Origin of the sequence: Streptomyces sp. H27-C3 (assembly GCF_030063415.1) — a bacterium.
Taxonomy (GTDB): Bacteria; Actinomycetota; Actinomycetes; order Streptomycetales; family Streptomycetaceae; genus Streptomyces.
Map to the genome: position 1 here is coordinate 155066 of NZ_JASITA010000010.1, position 16902 is coordinate 171967.

Sequence of the window (16902 nt, forward strand, 5' to 3'; positions counted from 1 at the left end):
GCGTGCGGACCAGCGTGGGGATCATCGGCGGCGGCCCGGCCGGACTGCTGCTCGCCCGGCTGCTGCACACCGCCGGAATCGACTGCGTCGTCCTGGAGAACCGGACGCGCGACTACGTCGAACAGCGCCAGCGCGCCGGGATTCTCGAACGGGGCACCGTGGACGCGCTGCGCGCCTGCGGCGCGGGCGCCCGCATGGACGCCGAAGGGCTGGTGCATCACGGCATCGAGCTGCGCTTCGACCGGTGGAGCCACCGCATCGACTTCTCGGCGTCGCCCGGTGGGCGGTCCGTGATGGTCTACGCGCAGACGGAGGTCGTCAAGGACCTCGTCGCGCTCCAACTGGCCGAAGGACCGCCGCTGTTCTTCGAGGCGGAAGCCCTGGCCGTCGAGAAGCCGGAGTCCGATCACCCCATGGTCCGGTTCTCCCACGGTGGTCGCGAGCAGTTCCTGGAGTGCGACTACGTCATCGGCTGCGACGGCTTCCACGGCATCGCCCGCGCCGCGATTCCGGCCGCCGTCCGCCGTACGTACGAGCGCTCCTACCCCTACTCCTGGCTCGGCATCCTGGCTGATGTCCCGCCCTCCTGCGACGAGTTGATCTACGCGCGGGGTGAGGGCGGCTTCGCCCTGCACAGCATGCGCTCACCCACCGTGTCCCGGTTCTACCTCCAGGTCCGGAACGGATCCGACCCGGCCGACTGGCCCGACGAGCGGATCTGGGACGAGCTGGACCGGCGTTTCGCCGTCGACGGTGACTGGAGTCTGGCGCGCGGCCCCCTCACCGCCAAGTCGGTGACGCCGATGCGCAGTCATGTGACCGAGCCGATGCGGTACGGGCGGCTCTTCCTGGCGGGCGACGCGGCGCACATCGTGCCGCCCACCGGGGCCAAGGGACTGAATCTGGCCGTGTCCGACGTGCGCGTCCTGGCCCACGCCTTCGAGCACCACCGGCGCACCGGATCGGCCGAACTCCTCGACGGCTACTCCGACCTGTGCCTGCGGCGGGTGTGGCAGGCCACCCGGTTCTCGTACGACATGACGACGATGCTGCACAGCCGGCCCGACGACGACGCCTTCGACGAACGCGTGCATCTGGCGCGGCTGCACCACCTCGCGGCCTCCGGGCCCGCCGCAGCCGAACTCGCCGAGAACTACACCGGGCTGCCTCTGGAAGGTATCGACTGAACCGGCGAATTGACCGAATCGACCGGGACGCCGGGGATCAGGGCCGAGCTGACAACAGCGTCAATCTTCGCCGGTTCATCCCGGCGACCCTGGCCCCGGCCGGGTGCGTGCACAGGAATCTGGGCCCATTTCGCACCCAGCCACTGGTTCAGCCACTTTCCCGGGTTCGGGCTCAGCATTTACCACATGCGGCATCTCGACATGTGCAACGCCCTCGACAAGGTCCTGAATGCGGTGGCGCTGGGATTCCTCGCCGCGGCTTCGGCGGCTCTGCTGCTTCCCGTCACCCGGTAGCGCGTCCGAGGGGCTTTCGTGGCGCGAGCCCCGGACGCCCCAACGACGGCGGGCCCGGCCGTTTCCCGGCCGGGCCCCGCACGCGCACTGTGATGTCAGCCCGCGTCCTTGGTCTCGTTCGCCGCCCCGCTCGTCTCGTTCGCCCCGCCCGCCTCGCCGGCTTCCTTCGCGTCGTCGACGGACTTGCGGACCTCGTCCATGTCGAGCTCGCGGGCCTGCCCGATGACGTCCTCCAGGGCGGCCTCAGGCAGAGCGCCGGGCTGGGCGAACACCGCGACGTTCTCGCGCACGATCATCAGCGTCGGAATCGAGCGGATTTCGAAGGCCGCGGCCAGCTCCTGCTGGGCCTCCGTGTCGACCTTCGCGAAGACCAGATCCTGGTGGCGCTCGGAGGCGCTCTCGTAGACCGGTGCGAACTGGCGGCACGGACCGCACCAGGAGGCCCAAAAATCGATCAGGATGAATTCGTTCTCCGACACGACCTGATCGAAGTTTTCTTTGGTGAGCTCAACGGTGGACATGCGGCGCTCCTCTTCCTGGCACAACGGGCGTAGCCGTCCCGCACAACGACATGCGGGGCCGACGTATTCCGCCTGCCCGGGTGGCCACGGCGCACACCCCCGACCAGACTGCACCCTATGACTGGACGTGTGGATTCTGTGGATGCGACGGGTACTGGGGACGCCGTTGAGTACGACGTGGTGGTGGTCGGCGCCGGGCCGGTGGGCGAGAACGTGGCGGACGGCGCCAGGACGGCCGGGCTGAGCGTCGCGGTCGTGGAAAGTGAACTGATCGGCGGCGAGTGCTCGTACTGGGCGTGCATGCCCAGCAAGGCGCTGCTGCGCCCGGTGACCGCGCGCGCCGACGCGCGCCGCGTCCCGGGGCTGCGGCAGTCCGTGCAGGGCCCCCTCGATGTGCAGGCGGTGCTCGCCCACCGCGATTCCTACGCGTCGCACTGGAAGGACGACGGCCAGGTGGACTGGCTGGAGTCGGTCGGCGCGCACATCTACCGGGGCCGGGGCCGGCTCGCCGGACCCAAGCAGGTCACGGTCGAGGGCCCCGGCGGCGAACGGCACACGCTCACTGCCAGGCACGCGGTCGCGGTGTGCACCGGCACCCGGGCCGTCGTACCCGGCCTGCCCGGAGCCGCGGACGCGAAGCCCTGGACGAGCCGCGAGGCGACCAGCGCCCAGCAGGCACCCGGGCGCCTCGTGGTCGTCGGCGGGGGAGTGGTCGGCGTGGAGATGGCGACGGCCTGGCAGGCGCTCGGCTCGCAGGTGACCGTGCTCGTACGGGGAGAGGGCCTGCTGACCAAGATGGAGCCCTTCGCGGGCGAACTGGTGGCCGAGGGGCTCACCGGGGCCGGCGCGACGGTGCGTACCGGCGTCTCGGTCGCCTCTGTCGAACGCGACGGCGGGACCGGACCGGTCACGGTGGTGCTCAAGGGCGGCGAGCGGATCGAGGCGGACGAGATCCTCTTCGCCACCGGCCGCGCCCCGCGCACCGACGACATCGGCCTGGAGACGGTCGGTCTGACGGCCGGTGGCTGGCTGGACGTTGACGACAGCTGTCTGGTCCGGGGCAGCGACTGGCTGTACGGCGTGGGCGATGTCAACCACCGGGCGCTGATGACCCACCAGGGCAAGTACCAGGCCCGTATCGCGGGCGCCGCCATCGCGGCCAGGGCGCAGGGCGAGCCCCTGGCGACCGGTCCGTGGGGCGAGCACGCGGCGACCGCCGACCACGAGGCCGTCCCCCAGGTGGTCTTCACCGACCCGGAGGCGGCAGCCGTCGGCCTCAGCCTCGCGGAGGCCGAGGCGGCGGGGCGCCGGGTGCGCGCGGTCGACTACGACCTGGCATCGGTGGCGGGCTCGGGGCTGTACGCCGACGGGTACCGGGGCCGGGCCCGCATGGTTGTCGACCTGGACCGCGAGATCGTCATCGGCGCCACGTTCGTGGGACCGGCGGTCGGTGAACTGCTGCACTCCGCCACGGTGGCGGTCGCCGGTGAGGTGTCGCTCGCCCGTCTGTGGCACGCGGTACCGGCCTATCCGACGATCAGTGAGGTGTGGCTGCGGCTGCTGGAGACGTACCGGGCCGAGGCCGCGAAGAAGTAGCGGCAGTCGACGTGACGCACGGTGCCCGCGCCGTGCGTCGCGCGTCGCGCTGTGGACGGTGACGATTCCCGCCGCGTGCCGTGCCGATCCCGGCCGGTCCTCACCCGGGCCGACGGTAACCCCCGCGACGCCGGGCGGTGCCGTATGAGTATGTGCCGCACCATGTGCGTGTTCCGTAGTGAGTACGGATTGGGACGGCCCGGCGCCGCAGTGCTTCGTGAGGGAAACCCGCGCGGACTCCTCCAGGGGCAGTACGGGACATTTCTTTCGGGCGGTCCCGTCACCGCAGAGGCGGGGGTGTGCGCGAAGGGCATCGCCTCGCCCCGGGTCTCTCCTCGATCGGGAAGAGAGTCACATGCACCTCCAGCCCGCACCTGCTTCTCGCCGCCCCGTCCCGCCCCTGCCTGCCGAGGCACCCGATCTGGCGGGCGTCGACCGGGTCGGGTACGCCGACCACGCCGTGTGGCATCTGCCTGCCTCGCTGAAGGCCGCCGCCCTCGCGCGGCGCCTCGTTCTCCCCTGCCTGAGCCGCTGGCAGTGCGCGTCCGAGGCCGTGGACACCGTCGCGCTGCTGGTCAGCGAACTCGTGGCCAACGCTGTCCAGCACGGCGCCGCGCCGATCCTCCTGTGCCTGGGGCGTGAGGGCGACGCCTAGCTGACCATCGCCGTGCACGACGCGGGCACCCTGCCGGTGACGCGTCCGGCGCGGGCTGTGGCGCCGAGTGCGGAGCACGGACGGGAGCCGCCCGTTCCGCGTCCACATCGACCCGGCGAACGACGGCTCCGAAGAGGTCAGCGAGGTGGCCGACCGGATACGCGCCGAATTCCTCACGGCGCCGGTTGACCCGGAAGACACCCGATTCCACGTCCACCCAGGGCAGGGTGCGCAGCAGATGGCGCGGGGTGATGCCGCGCGTCTGCGGGGTGGTCTTGGTGGCGCTGGCGAGTTGCCGTGCCGCATCCGGACTGAGAGCGAGTCGATCGTTCACAGGGGCCTCCTCGAAGACGGGCGTGACCCGGGAAGTTCGCCGGGTGGCACACCGGAACGAGGCGATCGTCTTCTCGGTGTCCGGTCACCACAAGGTGCCGATATTGGTGATGGGCCGGAAAAGTGCTGTACGCGAGGATGCGCACCTTCGTGGCCTTGGGAACGTCGGGCATACGCAGGGAGCAACTGCCCGGCATTTGACGTGATGTGCTCCTATGTTGGAGCTAGGTGATTCCCAAAGGGCAGCTTATGCGGTGGTGTTTGTCCGGTATCCGGTGGCGGATGTGTTCACGGACGACTTGCGAGTCCGTGGTGGCGGCCGACCGGCAGCCTGGAACAACCTTCAACAAAACGAAAGTTGGGCCAACCTGAAGTTGCCGGGTCGGGCAGCCCCGAGCCGCGGCGACCATCGCAGTCGCCGCGGGAGCCGCCGCGAAGGACGAGGCCCGGGACCGCTCAGGCGTCGGTGAAGTCGCCCGAGAGCGCCGCCGCCAGACGCAGTTGGGGCGCGGCCTCGTCGGCGCGACCCTGCCGCTCCAGGCAGCGGCCCAGCATCAGGCGCGCGTAGTGCTCCACGGGGCTGCGCTCCAGCACGGCACGCAGCTGCGTCTCCGCCTTGCCCAGCTGTGCGGAGTGGTAGTAGGAGCGGGCCAGCATCAGGCGCGGGGCGACCTGCTCGGGCACCTCGTCCACCAGGGAGGTGAGGACGCGCGCGGCCTTCTCGTACTCCTTGGCGTCGAAGAAGAGGTGCGCCCGCGCCCAGCGGTCGGCGGCCGGGCCGTGGGTGTAGTAGGCGTCGTTCAGGTTCACGGTCGCTCGCTCCTCCGGTCCGGGTTACTGTTCACCCCCACAACAGAGGTTGAAAGATAAACATTCCCTTGATCGCTGCGGGCGTGGCCGTGCCGGCGCCTGTGGCCAAGGGCGCGGAACGTGGACGGGCCGCTCCCGCGGGGAAGCGGAAATATGCCCGTCGGCCTGGCGGGCACCGACCGGGTCGGCCACGCCGTGGACCTCGCCCACGGGCGGCGGCCCGGGCCGCTCCTCGCCCGAATGCGCCGCCAACACGTCCTCGTCGAGACCCCGTTGATCAGCCACGCCCAGATCCTGCGGGTCCGCGGCGACCGGCACCCGCTGCGCACCTATCTGGCCGCAGGCGTACCGGTGGCCCTGGCCACCGACGACCCCGGCGTCAGCCGCAGCGACCTGACCGCCGTGTTCCGGCGGGCCGTCACCGACCAAGGCCTGACGGTCGGACAGTTGCGGCAGGCGGCCCGGGCCTCACTGGACCGCGCGTTCTTCTTCCTGTGGGCGCAGGGCGGCGCGGCGTGTGTGCGCGGCTGTGGCGGAGCGCGAATGCGCAAAAAAAGGGGGGCGTTGAAATGTGCTCAACTCACCGGGGCTCACCGGGGGAGACGCAGGGGTAGGTGCGGCTACGGCTCAGGGTGCGGGAGTCGAGACGATGCGGTGCGCGGTGTTCGTCCGACTCGGACTGTGATCCATGAGGCATCGCCTCCTCTAGGCCAGGGCGTGCGGCGTATCTGCGGGTCGCGTGATCGTTGAAAACGGAACGGCGGCTGCGCCGGGGATCCGGACTGCGCGACGCCCCAACGCTAGCAGCGGCTTCGGGCCCTCTCGGAGGCCAAAAGCCCCAGGTGCCGGGACCAAGGTCCCGAGTCGATCGGCGTGCCGCAGCGGCCCTGTGTTGCGGGTTGCGCCATTCGGGGTGAGCCTGAGGGTGTCCATATGTGACCTTTTGGCTACTTTCTGTTCCGCCGGGGTGGGGCGGGCGTCGGAAGCCGGTCCGAGGTCACCGCACACACCGGGAGCCTTCGTCGTGACCACCCAAGCCGATCGTGAGTACACGCTGGACATGGAGGCCGAGCCGGCCCGAGTCCCCCAGGCCCGCCGGATCGTCGCCGCGCACCTGCGCCACTGGGGGCTCGAATCCCTCATTCAGCCCGTCAGCCTCGGCGTGTGCGAGCTGCTCACCAACGTCCAGCGGCACGTGGACGGCGACAAGCGGTGCACGCTCGAACTGCGCTGGACCGGCCGGAGCCTGACCGCCGCCGTCACGGACCACGACCGGCGGCTGCCGCAGGTGCACAGCTCGCCGCCGGAGGCGGCCCGCGGGCGGGGTCTGGCGATGGTGGCCAGTCTCAGCGACAGTTGGGGCACCCACCGGACCCCTGAGGGCAAGGTCGTCTGGTTCACGCTCCGGACCGAGGTCGCCGTCGGTCTGCCGCTGGCCGACTTCATCGTCCCGCCGACCGACGCGGTCGCGGTTCAGCCGCAGCCGCAGGGGCAGACCGCCGGGACCGAACCGGCGGACTGGTCCGCGGCCTCGGATCCGGATCCGATCGGGGCCCTTGCCGACCGGTAAGCCGTGCCGACGTATTCCGGCGCAGTGAGGAGCACATGCAGTGGCGGACCTGGAAGGGTTCATCGATCGGTTGGACTACCCGGTCCATGTGGTGACCACCGCGGCTGCCGGGGAACAGGCGGGGTGCCTGGTGGGGTTCGCCTCCCAGTGCTCGATCGAACCCGTCCGGTTCATGGTCTGGCTGTCCAAGGCCAACCGGACTCTTCGGGTGGCACGGGCCGCCACACACCTGGCGGTTCACCTCCTGGGACGTGAACAGCGCGCGCTGGCCGAGCTGTTCGGCGGCGAGAGCGGCGAGCGTATCGACAAGTTCGCCCGCGTGCCGTGGACCTCCGGGAGCGGTGACGTCCCAGTACTGACTGATGCCCCGGCCTGGTTCGTCGGCCGGATCGAGACGCTCATCGACGGCGGAGACCACGTCGGTTTTCTCCTCAGTCCCGTCTCGCACGGAGAGCCGGGGGAGCGCGAGGGCGCCCTGCTGATGCTGAGGGATGCCATCGACATCGAGCCGGGGCACCCGGTCGGCTGAGCACCCGCCGCCCCATACCGTTGGTGTCCGGGTGCCGCCCGCGCCCGCGTCAGCCGCTCCAGGTCCAGTCCGTGACCTCGGGCAGGTCCGTGCCGTGCTCGCGGATCCACGCGTGATGCCGGGTGCGGGCGTCGGCCATCGTCTGGCGCACGGGCGCGGCGCGGACGGCGAGGCCGGGGACGCGGTCGATGACGTCCATGACCAGCCGGTACCGGTCCAGATCGTTGCGTACGACCATGTCGAACGGCGTGGTCGTGCTGCCCGACTCCTTGTAGCCGCGCACATGGAGGCTGTCGTGCCCGGTACGCCGGTAGGCCAGACGGTGCACCAGCCAGGGGTAGCCGTGGTAGGCGAAGACGACCGGTTTGTCGGGGGTGAACAGGGCGTCGTACTCCGAGTCGGGCATGCCGTGCGGGTGCTCGCCCTGCGGCATCAGGCGGGTCATGTCGACGACGTTGACGACCCGGACACTCAGGTGCGGCAGATGCTCGCGGAGCAGTTGTGCCGCGGCGAGAGTCTCCTGGGTGGGTACGTCGCCCGCGCAGGCCAGCACGACGTCCGGCGCGCGCTCCGTGCTCTCCGTGCCCGCCCAGGGCCAGATGCCGGCGCCGCGCGCGCAGTGGGCGCGGGCCTCGTCCAGGGTGAGCCAGTCGAAGCAGGGCTGCTTGCCCGCGACGATCACGTTGACGTAGTCGCGGGAGCGCAGGACATGGTCGGCGACGGCGAGCAGGGTGTTGGTGTCCGGCGGCAGATACACGCGTACGACGTCGGGGCTCTTGTTGAGTACGTGGTCGACGAAACCGGGGTCCTGGTGGGAGAAGCCGTTGTGGTCCTGGCGCCAGACATGGCTGGTGAGCAGGTAGTTGAGGGACGGGACCGGGCGGCGCCAGGTCAGTTCGCGCGAGGTCTTCAGCCACTTGATGTGCTGGTTGACCATGGAGTCGACGATATGGACGAATGCCTCGTAGCAGGAGAACAGTCCGTGCCGCCCGGTGAGGTTGTAGCCCTCCAGCCAGCCCTGGCAGGTGTGTTCGGAGAGGATCTCCATCACCCGGCCGTCGTGGGCGAGGTGTTCGTCGGTGGGCAGGGTCCGCGCCTGCCAGGCCTTGCCGGTGGTCTCGTACAGCGCACCGAGGCGGTTGGACTCGGTCTCGTCGGGACCCACGACCCGGAAGTTCCGGCGCTCCGACGTGTCGGTCATGATTTTCGCGAGCATGCCGCCGAGCACCCGGGTCGGTTCGTGGAGGACTGTGCCGGGCTTGCCGACAGGGACGGCGAAGTGCTCCAGGGGCGGAACGGGAAGGTCGCGCACGAGGGTTCCGCCGTTGGCGTGCGGGGTGGCACCGAGCCTGCGGGCACCCTCCGGGACACCGGCGAGTACCTGCGCGGTGGGTCGTCCGTCGGCGTCGAAGAGCTCATCGGGGCGGTACGAACGAAGCCAGGCCTCCAGCTGCGCGAGATGCTCGGGGTTGTCCCGTACGCCCGAGAGCGGCACCTGGTGCGCGCGCCAGGTGCCCTCCACGGGCAGACCGTCGACTTCGGCCGGTCCGGTCCAGCCCTTCGGGGTGCGCAGCACGATCATGGGCCAGCGCTGCCGCTCGGTGACGCCCTCGTCCCGTGCGGCCCGCTGGATGCGCGCGATGCTGTCCAGGGCGGTGTCCATCGCATCGGCCATGGCGCGGTGCACGGCGAACGGCTCGTCGCCGTCGACATGGATCGGCTCGTGACCGTAGCCGCGCAGCAACGCGTCGAGCTCGCCGGGGGACAGGCGCGCCAGCACCGTCGGGTTGGCGATCTTGTAGCCGTTGAGGTGCAGGATCGGCAGTACGGCGCCGTCGTGCACCGGGTCGAGGAACTTGTTGGAATGCCAGGACGCGGCGAGCGGGCCGGTCTCGGCCTCCCCGTCACCGATCACACACGCGACAAGGAGCTTCGGGTTGTCGAAGGCGGCGCCGTAGGCGTGCGAGAGCGAGTAACCGAGCTCACCGCCCTCGTGGATCGAGCCGGGCGTCTCCGGCGCGACATGGCTGGGCACCCCGCCGGGGAACGAGAACTGCCGGAACAGCCGCTCCATGCCTGCCCGGTCCCGGCTCACGTCGGGGTACGTCTCGGAGTACGAGCCCTCCAGCCAGGAGTTGGCCAGCACCGCGGGGCCACCGTGCCCGGGACCCCAGACGCACAGGGTTTCCTGGTCGCGTTCGCGCACGATGCGGTTGAGGTGGGTGTGCACCAGGTTGAGGCCGGGTGAGGTGCCCCAGTGGCCCAGCAGCCGCTCCTTGATGTGCTCAGGCCGCAGCGGCTCCGCCAGCAGGGGATTGGTCAGCAGGTAGATCTGGCCGACGGCCAGATAGTTCGCGGCACGCCAGTGCGCGTCGAGCTCGGCCAGCCGGTCCTCGGTCACGGTCTCTCCTCGCGTAGCCCTGTGTCGTGTCCCGACGCTCTCACCTTCCGACGCTCTCACGACGGACGCCCAGGGGGCGGTTGGCGTGATCCCACCGTCAGTCGGGTGTCTCCTCCTCGGCCGGATCCGCGACCTGCGTCGTGCTGTCTTTGCTCTCCTCCTCGGCGGGGGCCTTCGCGCCGCCGTTCCTCACGACCGGGAAGGACGGGGCGTTCGTCCCGGCGTCCGGGAGGTCGCGCCCGACCGGCTCCTCGGCGGCGCCGGTGCCGGTGCCGGGGCCGACCGGGGTCTCGAACTCCCCGGGGGGACCTTGGCCGTCCTGGGGCTCCCGCTGTCCGGTCACCTCGGTCTCCTGTTTCTGGCCCTGCTCCCGGCCCTGCTTCTGCGCCCGGTGGGCGCCGTCACGCCGTTCCTCGTCGTTGCTGTCACTCATGGCTGTCCTCACTGGTTGTCGCGACCGGTCGTAGCGGCCGGCCGCACTCAATGGTTGGGGGCCCGTGTCTCCCGGGCGGTGACCCGCCGGCCCCGGCCGCCGGTGCCCTCGCGGTGGCGGATGGCGGCCCGCTCGCGTTCGCAGGTGCCGCCCCAGATGCCGGACGTCTGCCCGGTGGTGAGGGCCCAGTGCAGGCATTCCTTCTGCACCGGACATCCCGCGCACACCGTCTTGGCCTGCTGCCGCTGCTCGGCTCCGGGGCCCTCGGCGCTGACCGGAAAGAACAACTCCGGATCCTCGTCGGTGCACGCCGCACGCTCGATCCACGACTCCATCATGGCCACTCCCGTCGGTCGGCTTTCGTTGATGTGGTGTCCCCGGCGGGTGACCACTCACGGCGACGTTCAAACGGGCGGGAGCCGATTCGTCCAGTCGAGGGGCTTGCCGCACCGACTCTCCGCCGGGCCGCGAGACCTCCCGTGGCAGGTCGCCGCATGGCCGGACGCGACGCGCGATGCCGTGGCCGGGCGGGCGCGGCGGCCACGCCCCGATTTGTGACCGGCCCCGCCGTCCCTCGCACCGCGTCCCCCCGAACAGTCCACCAATACGCGCGCTACGCCCCCGGTGCGGGCTGCAATGGACGGGTGACCGGGCCCCCGGACGACTGCCTCGCGCGCAATGAGTGGATCTGCGGTGAGTACATCTCCTCACGCGGCGAAATCCTGCTGGACGCCGTGATCCAGCACCTCCAGCTGACCGTCGTCTCCGTACTCCTGGGCCTGGTCCTCGCCGTACCGCTCGCCGTCGCGGCGCGCCGCTGGCGCTGGGCGTCGGGTCCCGTACTCAGCCTGACGACCGTCCTCTACACGATTCCCTCGCTCGCGATGTTCTCGCTGCTGCTGCCGGTGTACGGGCTCTCCGCCTCCCTCGTCGTCGCCGGGCTCGTCCTCTACTCGCTCACCCTGCTCGTACGCAACATCCTCGCCGGGCTGCGCGCGGTCCCCGAGGACACTCGCCAGGCGGCCCGCGGCATGGGCTACGGGCCGGTGCGGCTGCTGCTCGCCGTCGAACTCCCGCTCGCGCTGCCCGCCGCCATGGCGGGCCTGCGCATCGCCACCGTCTCCGCCGTGTCCCTCGTCACCATCGGCGCGATTGTCGGGTACGGCGGCCTCGGTAATCTCATCTACGCGGGCATGAACACGTACTTCAAGGCACAGGTCCTCACCGCGTCCGTCATGTGCGTCGTCATCGCCGTCGCAGCCGACCTGCTGCTTCTCGGCGTACAGCGGCTGCTCACGCCCTGGCTGAGGGAGGCCCGCGCATGAACACGCTCTCCGCCGCCCGGGACTGGATCACCAGTTCCGCCAACTGGGCGGGCGAGGGCGGCGTCTGGCACCGGCTCGGCGAACACCTCTTCCTCACCGTGGTGTGCCTGCTGATCAGCTGCCTGATCGCGCTGCCCGTCGCCCTCGTGCTGGGCCACCTCGGCAAGGGCGGCGCGCTCGCCGTCAACATCTCCAACGTCGGGCGGGCCGTGCCCACCTTCGCCGTCCTCGTGCTGCTGCTCCTCACCCCGATCGGCACGCACGGCGACTGGCCGACGATCATCGCGCTGGTGCTCTTCGCCGTGCCGCCACTGCTCACCAACACCTACGTCGGCATGCGCGGCGTCGACCGGGACATCGTCCGGGCGGCGCGCGGCATGGGCATGACCGGCGGTCAGTTGCTGTGGCGGGTGGAACTGCCCCTCGCCCTCCCGCTGATCCTCACCGGAGTGCGCATCGCCGCCGTGCAGCTGGTCGCCACCGCGACCGTCGCGGCGCTTGCCGGCGGCGGCGGCCTGGGCCGGATCATCACCGCGGGCTTCAACCTGGCGAGCACCCCGCAGGTGGTGGCGGGCGCCGTGCTGGTGGCGGTCTTCGCCCTGCTCGTGGAGGGACTGTTCGAGATCGCGGAGCGACTGTCACCGCGGTGGGCGAGAGGCAGGGCGCAATGAGAAGGCCCCTTCACACCGCCGCGGCGCTGCTGCTCGCCGCTGCCGCCACCGCCTGTTCGACCGGTCCCGCCCTGGAGAACCAGGGAGAGGTGACCGCGCCGCCCGGCGACAGCCGACAGTTGACCATCGGCTCCGCGGGCTTCACCGAGAGCGACCTGCTGGCGCAGATGTACGCGCTGCTCCTCGACCGGGCCGGCTACCGGACGACGATCCTGTCCGTCACCAACCGCGAACTGTACGAACCCGCCCTGGAGAACGGCCAGATCGATGTCGTCCCCGAATACGCCGCCACCTTCGCGGACTGGTTGAACGCCAAGGCAAACGGGGCCGACGCGAAGCCGGTCGGCTCGCCCGACCTCGGCGCCACCATGACCGCGCTGCGGAAACTGGCCGCTCCGCGCGGCCTCACCGTCCTCGACCCGGGCCGCGCCGTCGACCAGAACGCCTTCGCCGTCACGGCGGCGTACGCCGCCGAGCACCATCTGAAGACCCTCACGGACCTTGGTAAGTCCAAGCTGCCGGTGCGGTTGGCCGCGGGCGACGAGTGCGTACAGCGCCCCTACTGCGAGCCGGGCCTGAAGAAGACGTACGGCATCGACATCACCGCCGTCGATCCCAAGGGCGTCGGCACCACCCCCGCCAAGCAGGCCGTCCAGAGCGGCCAGGACCAGATGGTCCTCACCACAACGACCGACGCGACACTCGACGACTTCGGTCTGGTCCTGCTCAAGGACGACAAGTCACTGCAGAACGCCGACTACATCGTGCCGGTCGTCAACCGCTCGCGCGCCGGATCCACCGGGGTCACCGGTGCGTTGGACAAGCTCAACACCGTACTGACGACGGCGGATCTGGCGTCACTCAACGAACAGGTGGACAGCTGGCGCAGGCTCCCCGAGGACGTCGCCAGGGAGTATCTGGAGTCGAAGAGGCTGATCCCGGCGGACTGAGGCGAGCCGGTCCCGGGGGGTGCGGGGGAGCGGCTCGCTCGCCGGTACGGGCTCTACGCGTCCGCCACCGAGTCGAACTCCACCTGGTCGCGCGGCACGCCCTGCGCGTCCGCGTCGACCGACCGGCGCAGCGCCTCGTGCAGCTTCGCCGGGGTCAGTACGCCGACGAACCGCGCCCCGTCCAGCACCGCGACCCAGCCCGCGTCGTACTGCAGCATTTCGCTGAAGGCGTGCTTGAGGGGCGCTCCGACGGGGACCCAGGCGTCCATCCGGCGGGCCAGGTCGCCCACCGTGCCCTCCTGCCCGGCGAGGGTGAGTTCCTCCGTGGACACCCAGCCGTGCAGATCGCCGCCGAGGGTGAGGACCACGGCCCACCGGGCGTCATCGGCGCGCAGCCGCGCCGCCGCGACCCCGGCCGGCTCCTCCAGCCGGGCCACCGGCGGCTGTTCCAGGTCGTCGGGCTCGACCCGGGTGACGGAGAGGCGTTTCAGCCCCCGGTCGGCGCCCACGAACTGCGCCACATAGGGCGTGGCCGGGGTGCCGAGGACCGTCGCCGGGGTGTCGAACTGCTCGATGCGCCCTTCGCCGTACACAGCGATGCGGTCGCCCATCCGCACCGCCTCCTCGATGTCGTGGGTGACCAGCAGGACGGTCTTGCGGACCGTCGCCTGGAGGTTGAGGAACTCGTCCTGGAGGCGTTCGCGGACCACCGGGTCGACCGCTCCGAACGGTTCGTCCATCAGGAGTACGGGCGGGTCGGCCGCCAGCGCACGGGCGACACCGACGCGTTGGCGCTGCCCGCCGGACAGCTGGTCCGGATAGCGCGAGCCGTAGAGCGACGGGTCGAGCCCGACCAGATCGAGCAGCTCGGCCGCGCGCGCCCTGGCCTTCGCCTTCTTCCAGCCGGTCAGAAAGGGGACGGTGGCGGTGTTGTCGAGGATGGTGCGGTGCGGGAAGAGGCCCACTTGCTGGATGACGTAACCGATGCGGCGGCGCAGTTTCACGGGGTCCACGCCCGCGATGTCCTCGCCGTCCATGAGGATCCGGCCGGAGGTCGGCTCGATCAGCCGGTTCACCATCATCATGGTGGTCGTCTTGCCGCAGCCCGAGGGGCCGACGAGGGTGACCAGTTCGCCCTCCGCCACCTCGAAGGACAGGTCGTGCACGGCGGCGGTGCCGTCCGGATAGACCTTGCTGACCTGCTCGAACCGGATCATGTACGCCACGCTAGAAGCGCCGGGACCTTCTCGCACACGGGCCGCGACTGTACGAGTGTGCTGAACTGTTCAGGAGTGATCAAAAAGGGAGCAGAGTTGATTAGTTATCGCCAGCCCGGGACCGTCCTCACCGACCACAGCTTCTCCGTGCCGCTCGATCACGCGGACCCCTCCGGGGAGCGCATCGAGCTCTTCGCGCGTGAGGTCGTGGCGAGTTCTCAGGCCGACGCGGATCTGCCGTGGCTGGTCTACCTGGAGGGCGGCCCCGGCTTCGGCGCCCGGCGCTTCGTCGGGCAGCAGGCCTGGCTGGGACGCGCCCTCCAGGAGTTCCGGGTCCTGCTCGTCGACCAGCGCGGCACCGGGCGCTCCACCCCCGCCAACCGGCAGATGCTGCCACTGCGCGGCGGACCGCGTGAACAGGCCGCCTATCTCGCGCACTTCCGCGCCGACGCGATCGTCCGGGACTGCGAGACCATCCGCCCGCGACTGACCGGCGGTGCGCCCTGGACCGTACTTGGCCAGAGCTTCGGCGGCTTCTGCGCCGTCCACTACCTCAGCGCCGCCCCCGAAGGGCTGCGCACGGTCCTCATCACCGGCGGACTGCCCTCGCTCCACGCGCGCGTGGAGGACGTCTACCGCGCCGCGTTCGTCCGTATCGAGCGCAAGAACGCGGCCCACTACGCGCGCTACCCCCAGGACATCGAGCGGGCCGCCCGGATCGCAGCCCACCTGGCCGAGCACGAGACGGTGCTGCCCAGTGGCTACAGGCTGACCCCGGAGGCATTCCAGTCGCTCGGCATCGTGCTTGGCTCCGGCGACGGCAGCCACCGCCTGCACTACCTCCTGGAGAACGCCTTTCTGCGCACCCCGCAGGGACCCGCACTCAGTGACGCCTTCCTGGAAGCGGTGCATGCCGAGCTGTCCTACGCGGGCCACCCGCTGTACGCCGTCCTGCACGAGGCGATCTACGCCCAGGGCGTGCACCCCACCGCCTGGGGCGCCGAGCGGGTCCGCGCGGAGTTCCCGCGGTTCGACGCCACCGCGTCGCTCGCAGGGAACGGGCCCGTGCTCTTCAGCGGGGAGAGCATCCACCCCTGGCACTTCGACTGCGACCCGGCGCTGCGCCCGCTGCGCGAGACCGCCGGGCTGCTCGCCGATCGCACCGACTGGCCCGCCCTGTACGACACGGACCGCCTCGCCGCCAACGAGGTGCCGGTGGCCGCCGCGATCTACCACGACGACATGTACGTCGACACCGAGCACGCGCTGGCCACGGCCCGGAGCATCAAAGGGCTGCGCACCTGGGTCACCGACGAGTACGAACACGACGGGCTGCGCGCGAGCGGGCCGAGGGTCCTCGACCGGCTGCTGGCTCTCGCCCGCGATGACAGGTGACGGGCGGCGGGTGACGGATGGCGGATGAGGGGGACGGCCGGAATGGGGCTGCGTCGCCTATTCTGCGCGCATGACGACCGAACAGCTTCAGCCGATGCCCTCCGACTGGCAGCGCGCCCTGGCCGTTGTCGCCCACCCGGACGACCTGGAGTACGGGTGCGCCGGGGCCGTCGCGGGATGGACCGACGCGGGCCGCGAGGTGACGTACCTCCTGGCCACCCGCGGCGAGGCCGGGATCGACAGCCTGGAACCCGACAAGAGCGGACCGCTGCGCGAGCAGGAACAGCGGGCGAGCGCGGCGGTCGTCGGGGTCAGCGCGGTCGAATTCCTCGACCACAAGGATGGTGTGATCGAGTACGGGACCGCCTTGCGCCGCGACATCGCCGCGGCCATCCGCAAGCACCGCCCCGAACTCGTCATCACGCTCAACCACCGCGACACCTGGGGCGGCCTCGGTGGCGCCTGGAACACGCCGGACCATCAGGCCGTGGGCCGGGCGGCCCTCGATGCCGCGGGAGACGCGGGCAACCGCTGGATCTTCCCTGAGCTGACGGCACAGGGCCTCGCCCCCTGGGACGGCGTGCGCTGGGTCGCCGTCGCGGGCACGGCCACACCCACGCACGCCGTGGACGCGACCGCCGGACTCGAACGCTCGGTGCGGTCCTTGCTCGAACACCGCACATACATCGAGGCGTTGACGGACGAGGACCCCGAGGCGTACTGCCGGACCTTCCTCACCGGGAACGCGCAGCAGGCGGCCGAGCGCTTTGGCGGGAAGCCCGCCGTCGCCTTCGAGCTCTTCAACCGCTAACGACCTCACCCGCGATTGACAGTGGGAGAAGGAGCGACGTCTGGGGCCTTCGAATCCAAGGCGGAGGAGGGAGTGATGGCGGAGCCATCGCAACTGACGACAACGCCGGAGGCGGAGTCCCAGGCGCCGCGACGCCGCTGCCAATCGCGGGTGAGGTCGTAAGCCCCGCCCCATACTCTGACGTGACGTCAGATCTCGGAGAGG

Annotated in this window: 17 protein-coding genes and 1 pseudogene; 11 read left to right on the forward strand and 7 right to left on the reverse strand. The window is 70.8% G+C overall.

Annotated features, from left to right (window positions below; genetic code table 11):
• The first annotated feature begins 2 nt into the window (after window positions 1-2).
• Window positions 3-1187 (forward strand): 4-hydroxybenzoate 3-monooxygenase, encoded by a 1185-nt coding sequence (locus tag QMK30_RS12595; protein WP_283517684.1) that lies wholly within the window; start codon window positions 3-5, stop codon window positions 1185-1187.
• 389 nt (window positions 1188-1576) lie between these two features.
• Here QMK30_RS12595 and trxA read toward each other — a convergent pair whose 3' ends face one another.
• Entirely contained in the window at window positions 1577-2002 is a 426-nt protein-coding gene (gene trxA, locus QMK30_RS12600) for a thioredoxin (RefSeq protein WP_283517686.1), read from the reverse strand.
• A gap of 117 nt (window positions 2003-2119) precedes the next feature.
• Between trxA and QMK30_RS12605 the strand changes: the two genes are divergently transcribed.
• Window positions 2120-3598: a dihydrolipoyl dehydrogenase family protein gene (locus tag QMK30_RS12605; RefSeq protein ID WP_283517687.1), complete on the forward strand. Its 1479-nt coding sequence runs from the start codon at window positions 2120-2122 to the stop codon at window positions 3596-3598.
• A gap of 355 nt (window positions 3599-3953) precedes the next feature.
• The gene (locus QMK30_RS12610; protein ID WP_283517688.1) at window positions 3954-4253 is read left to right on the forward strand and encodes an ATP-binding protein; all 300 of its coding nucleotides are present in this window, start codon (window positions 3954-3956) and stop codon (window positions 4251-4253) included.
• 175 nt (window positions 4254-4428) lie between these two features.
• On the opposite strand, the pseudogene QMK30_RS12620 reads toward QMK30_RS12610, so the two are convergent.
• Both QMK30_RS12620 and QMK30_RS12625 read right to left on the reverse strand, forming a co-directional pair.
• Window positions 4429-4587 (reverse strand): annotated as a pseudogene (locus QMK30_RS12620) (Crp/Fnr family transcriptional regulator); the annotation flags it as partial.
• Between the two features lie 455 nt (window positions 4588-5042).
• The gene (locus QMK30_RS12625) at window positions 5043-5390 is read right to left on the reverse strand and encodes a tetratricopeptide repeat protein (protein WP_283517759.1); all 348 of its coding nucleotides are present in this window, start codon (window positions 5388-5390) and stop codon (window positions 5043-5045) included.
• 159 nt (window positions 5391-5549) lie between these two features.
• Between QMK30_RS12625 and QMK30_RS12630 the strand changes: the two genes are divergently transcribed.
• The 3 genes from QMK30_RS12630 (at window position 5550) to QMK30_RS12640 (ending at window position 7495) form a co-directional block, all read left to right on the forward strand.
• Window positions 5550-6146 (forward strand): hypothetical protein, encoded by a 597-nt coding sequence (locus QMK30_RS12630; RefSeq protein WP_283517689.1) that lies wholly within the window; start codon window positions 5550-5552, stop codon window positions 6144-6146.
• Window positions 6147-6420: 274 nt separating this feature from the next.
• The gene (locus QMK30_RS12635) at window positions 6421-6966 is read left to right on the forward strand and encodes an ATP-binding protein (RefSeq protein WP_283517690.1); all 546 of its coding nucleotides are present in this window, start codon (window positions 6421-6423) and stop codon (window positions 6964-6966) included.
• A gap of 40 nt (window positions 6967-7006) precedes the next feature.
• Entirely contained in the window at window positions 7007-7495 is a 489-nt protein-coding gene (locus QMK30_RS12640) for a flavin reductase family protein (RefSeq protein WP_283517691.1), read from the forward strand.
• A 49-nt stretch (window positions 7496-7544) separates the two neighbouring features.
• Here the strand turns inward: QMK30_RS12640 and QMK30_RS12645 are convergent, their stop codons facing one another.
• From QMK30_RS12645 to QMK30_RS12655, 3 genes are read right to left on the reverse strand one after another with little or no spacing between them, the layout of a single operon-like run.
• Window positions 7545-9956, reverse strand: coding sequence for a phosphoketolase family protein (locus QMK30_RS12645; RefSeq protein WP_283517693.1), 2412 nt, complete (start codon window positions 9954-9956; stop codon window positions 7545-7547).
• A 37-nt stretch (window positions 9957-9993) separates the two neighbouring features.
• A complete protein-coding gene (locus tag QMK30_RS12650; RefSeq protein WP_283517695.1) occupies window positions 9994-10329 on the reverse strand; it encodes a hypothetical protein in 336 nt (111 codons plus the stop codon).
• 47 nt (window positions 10330-10376) lie between these two features.
• Entirely contained in the window at window positions 10377-10667 is a 291-nt protein-coding gene (locus QMK30_RS12655; protein ID WP_502963125.1) for a WhiB family transcriptional regulator, read from the reverse strand.
• Between the two features lie 306 nt (window positions 10668-10973).
• Between QMK30_RS12655 and QMK30_RS12660 the strand changes: the two genes are divergently transcribed.
• Genes QMK30_RS12660 through QMK30_RS12670 form a run of 3 tightly spaced genes read left to right on the forward strand, consistent with a single transcriptional unit; the run spans window position 10974 to window position 13275 of the window.
• Window positions 10974-11654 (forward strand): ABC transporter permease, encoded by a 681-nt coding sequence (locus QMK30_RS12660; RefSeq protein WP_283517697.1) that lies wholly within the window; start codon window positions 10974-10976, stop codon window positions 11652-11654.
• On the forward strand, window positions 11651-12325 hold the full coding sequence (locus tag QMK30_RS12665) for an ABC transporter permease (RefSeq protein WP_283517699.1): 675 nt from the start codon (window positions 11651-11653) through the stop codon (window positions 12323-12325). Before QMK30_RS12660 ends, QMK30_RS12665 begins: the two co-directional genes overlap by 4 nt.
• On the forward strand, window positions 12322-13275 hold the full coding sequence (locus QMK30_RS12670; RefSeq protein WP_283517701.1) for an ABC transporter substrate-binding protein: 954 nt from the start codon (window positions 12322-12324) through the stop codon (window positions 13273-13275). Before QMK30_RS12665 ends, QMK30_RS12670 begins: the two co-directional genes overlap by 4 nt.
• Before the next feature lie 53 nt (window positions 13276-13328).
• Here the strand turns inward: QMK30_RS12670 and QMK30_RS12675 are convergent, their stop codons facing one another.
• Complete coding sequence (locus QMK30_RS12675; RefSeq protein ID WP_283517703.1) at window positions 13329-14492, reverse strand: ABC transporter ATP-binding protein; 1164 nt, start codon at window positions 14490-14492, stop codon at window positions 13329-13331.
• A gap of 96 nt (window positions 14493-14588) precedes the next feature.
• Here QMK30_RS12675 and QMK30_RS12680 point away from each other — a divergent pair, with 96 nt between their 5' ends.
• Both QMK30_RS12680 and QMK30_RS12685 read left to right on the forward strand, forming a co-directional pair.
• Complete coding sequence (locus QMK30_RS12680) at window positions 14589-15887, forward strand: alpha/beta fold hydrolase (RefSeq protein ID WP_283517705.1); 1299 nt, start codon at window positions 14589-14591, stop codon at window positions 15885-15887.
• Between the two features lie 70 nt (window positions 15888-15957).
• Window positions 15958-16698: a PIG-L deacetylase family protein gene (locus tag QMK30_RS12685; protein ID WP_283517706.1), complete on the forward strand. Its 741-nt coding sequence runs from the start codon at window positions 15958-15960 to the stop codon at window positions 16696-16698.
• Window positions 16699-16902 lie beyond the last annotated feature (204 nt).

Coding starts and splice junctions, on each gene's coding strand:
- QMK30_RS12670 (WP_283517701.1), top strand. CDS start 12,322: ATGAGAAGGCCCCTTCACACCGCCGCGGCGCTGCTGCTCGCCGCTGCC.
- QMK30_RS12655 (WP_502963125.1), bottom strand. CDS start 10,667: ATGATGGAGTCGTGGATCGAGCGTGCGGCGTGCACCGACGAGGATCCG.
- QMK30_RS12605 (WP_283517687.1), top strand. CDS start 2,120: ATGACTGGACGTGTGGATTCTGTGGATGCGACGGGTACTGGGGACGCC.
- trxA (WP_283517686.1), bottom strand. CDS start 2,002: ATGTCCACCGTTGAGCTCACCAAAGAAAACTTCGATCAGGTCGTGTCG.
- QMK30_RS12650 (WP_283517695.1), bottom strand. CDS start 10,329: ATGAGTGACAGCAACGACGAGGAACGGCGTGACGGCGCCCACCGGGCG.
- QMK30_RS12685 (WP_283517706.1), top strand. CDS start 15,958: ATGACGACCGAACAGCTTCAGCCGATGCCCTCCGACTGGCAGCGCGCC.
- QMK30_RS12630 (WP_283517689.1), top strand. CDS start 5,550: ATGCCCGTCGGCCTGGCGGGCACCGACCGGGTCGGCCACGCCGTGGAC.
- QMK30_RS12610 (WP_283517688.1), top strand. CDS start 3,954: ATGCACCTCCAGCCCGCACCTGCTTCTCGCCGCCCCGTCCCGCCCCTG.
- QMK30_RS12675 (WP_283517703.1), bottom strand. CDS start 14,492: ATGATCCGGTTCGAGCAGGTCAGCAAGGTCTATCCGGACGGCACCGCC.
- QMK30_RS12665 (WP_283517699.1), top strand. CDS start 11,651: ATGAACACGCTCTCCGCCGCCCGGGACTGGATCACCAGTTCCGCCAAC.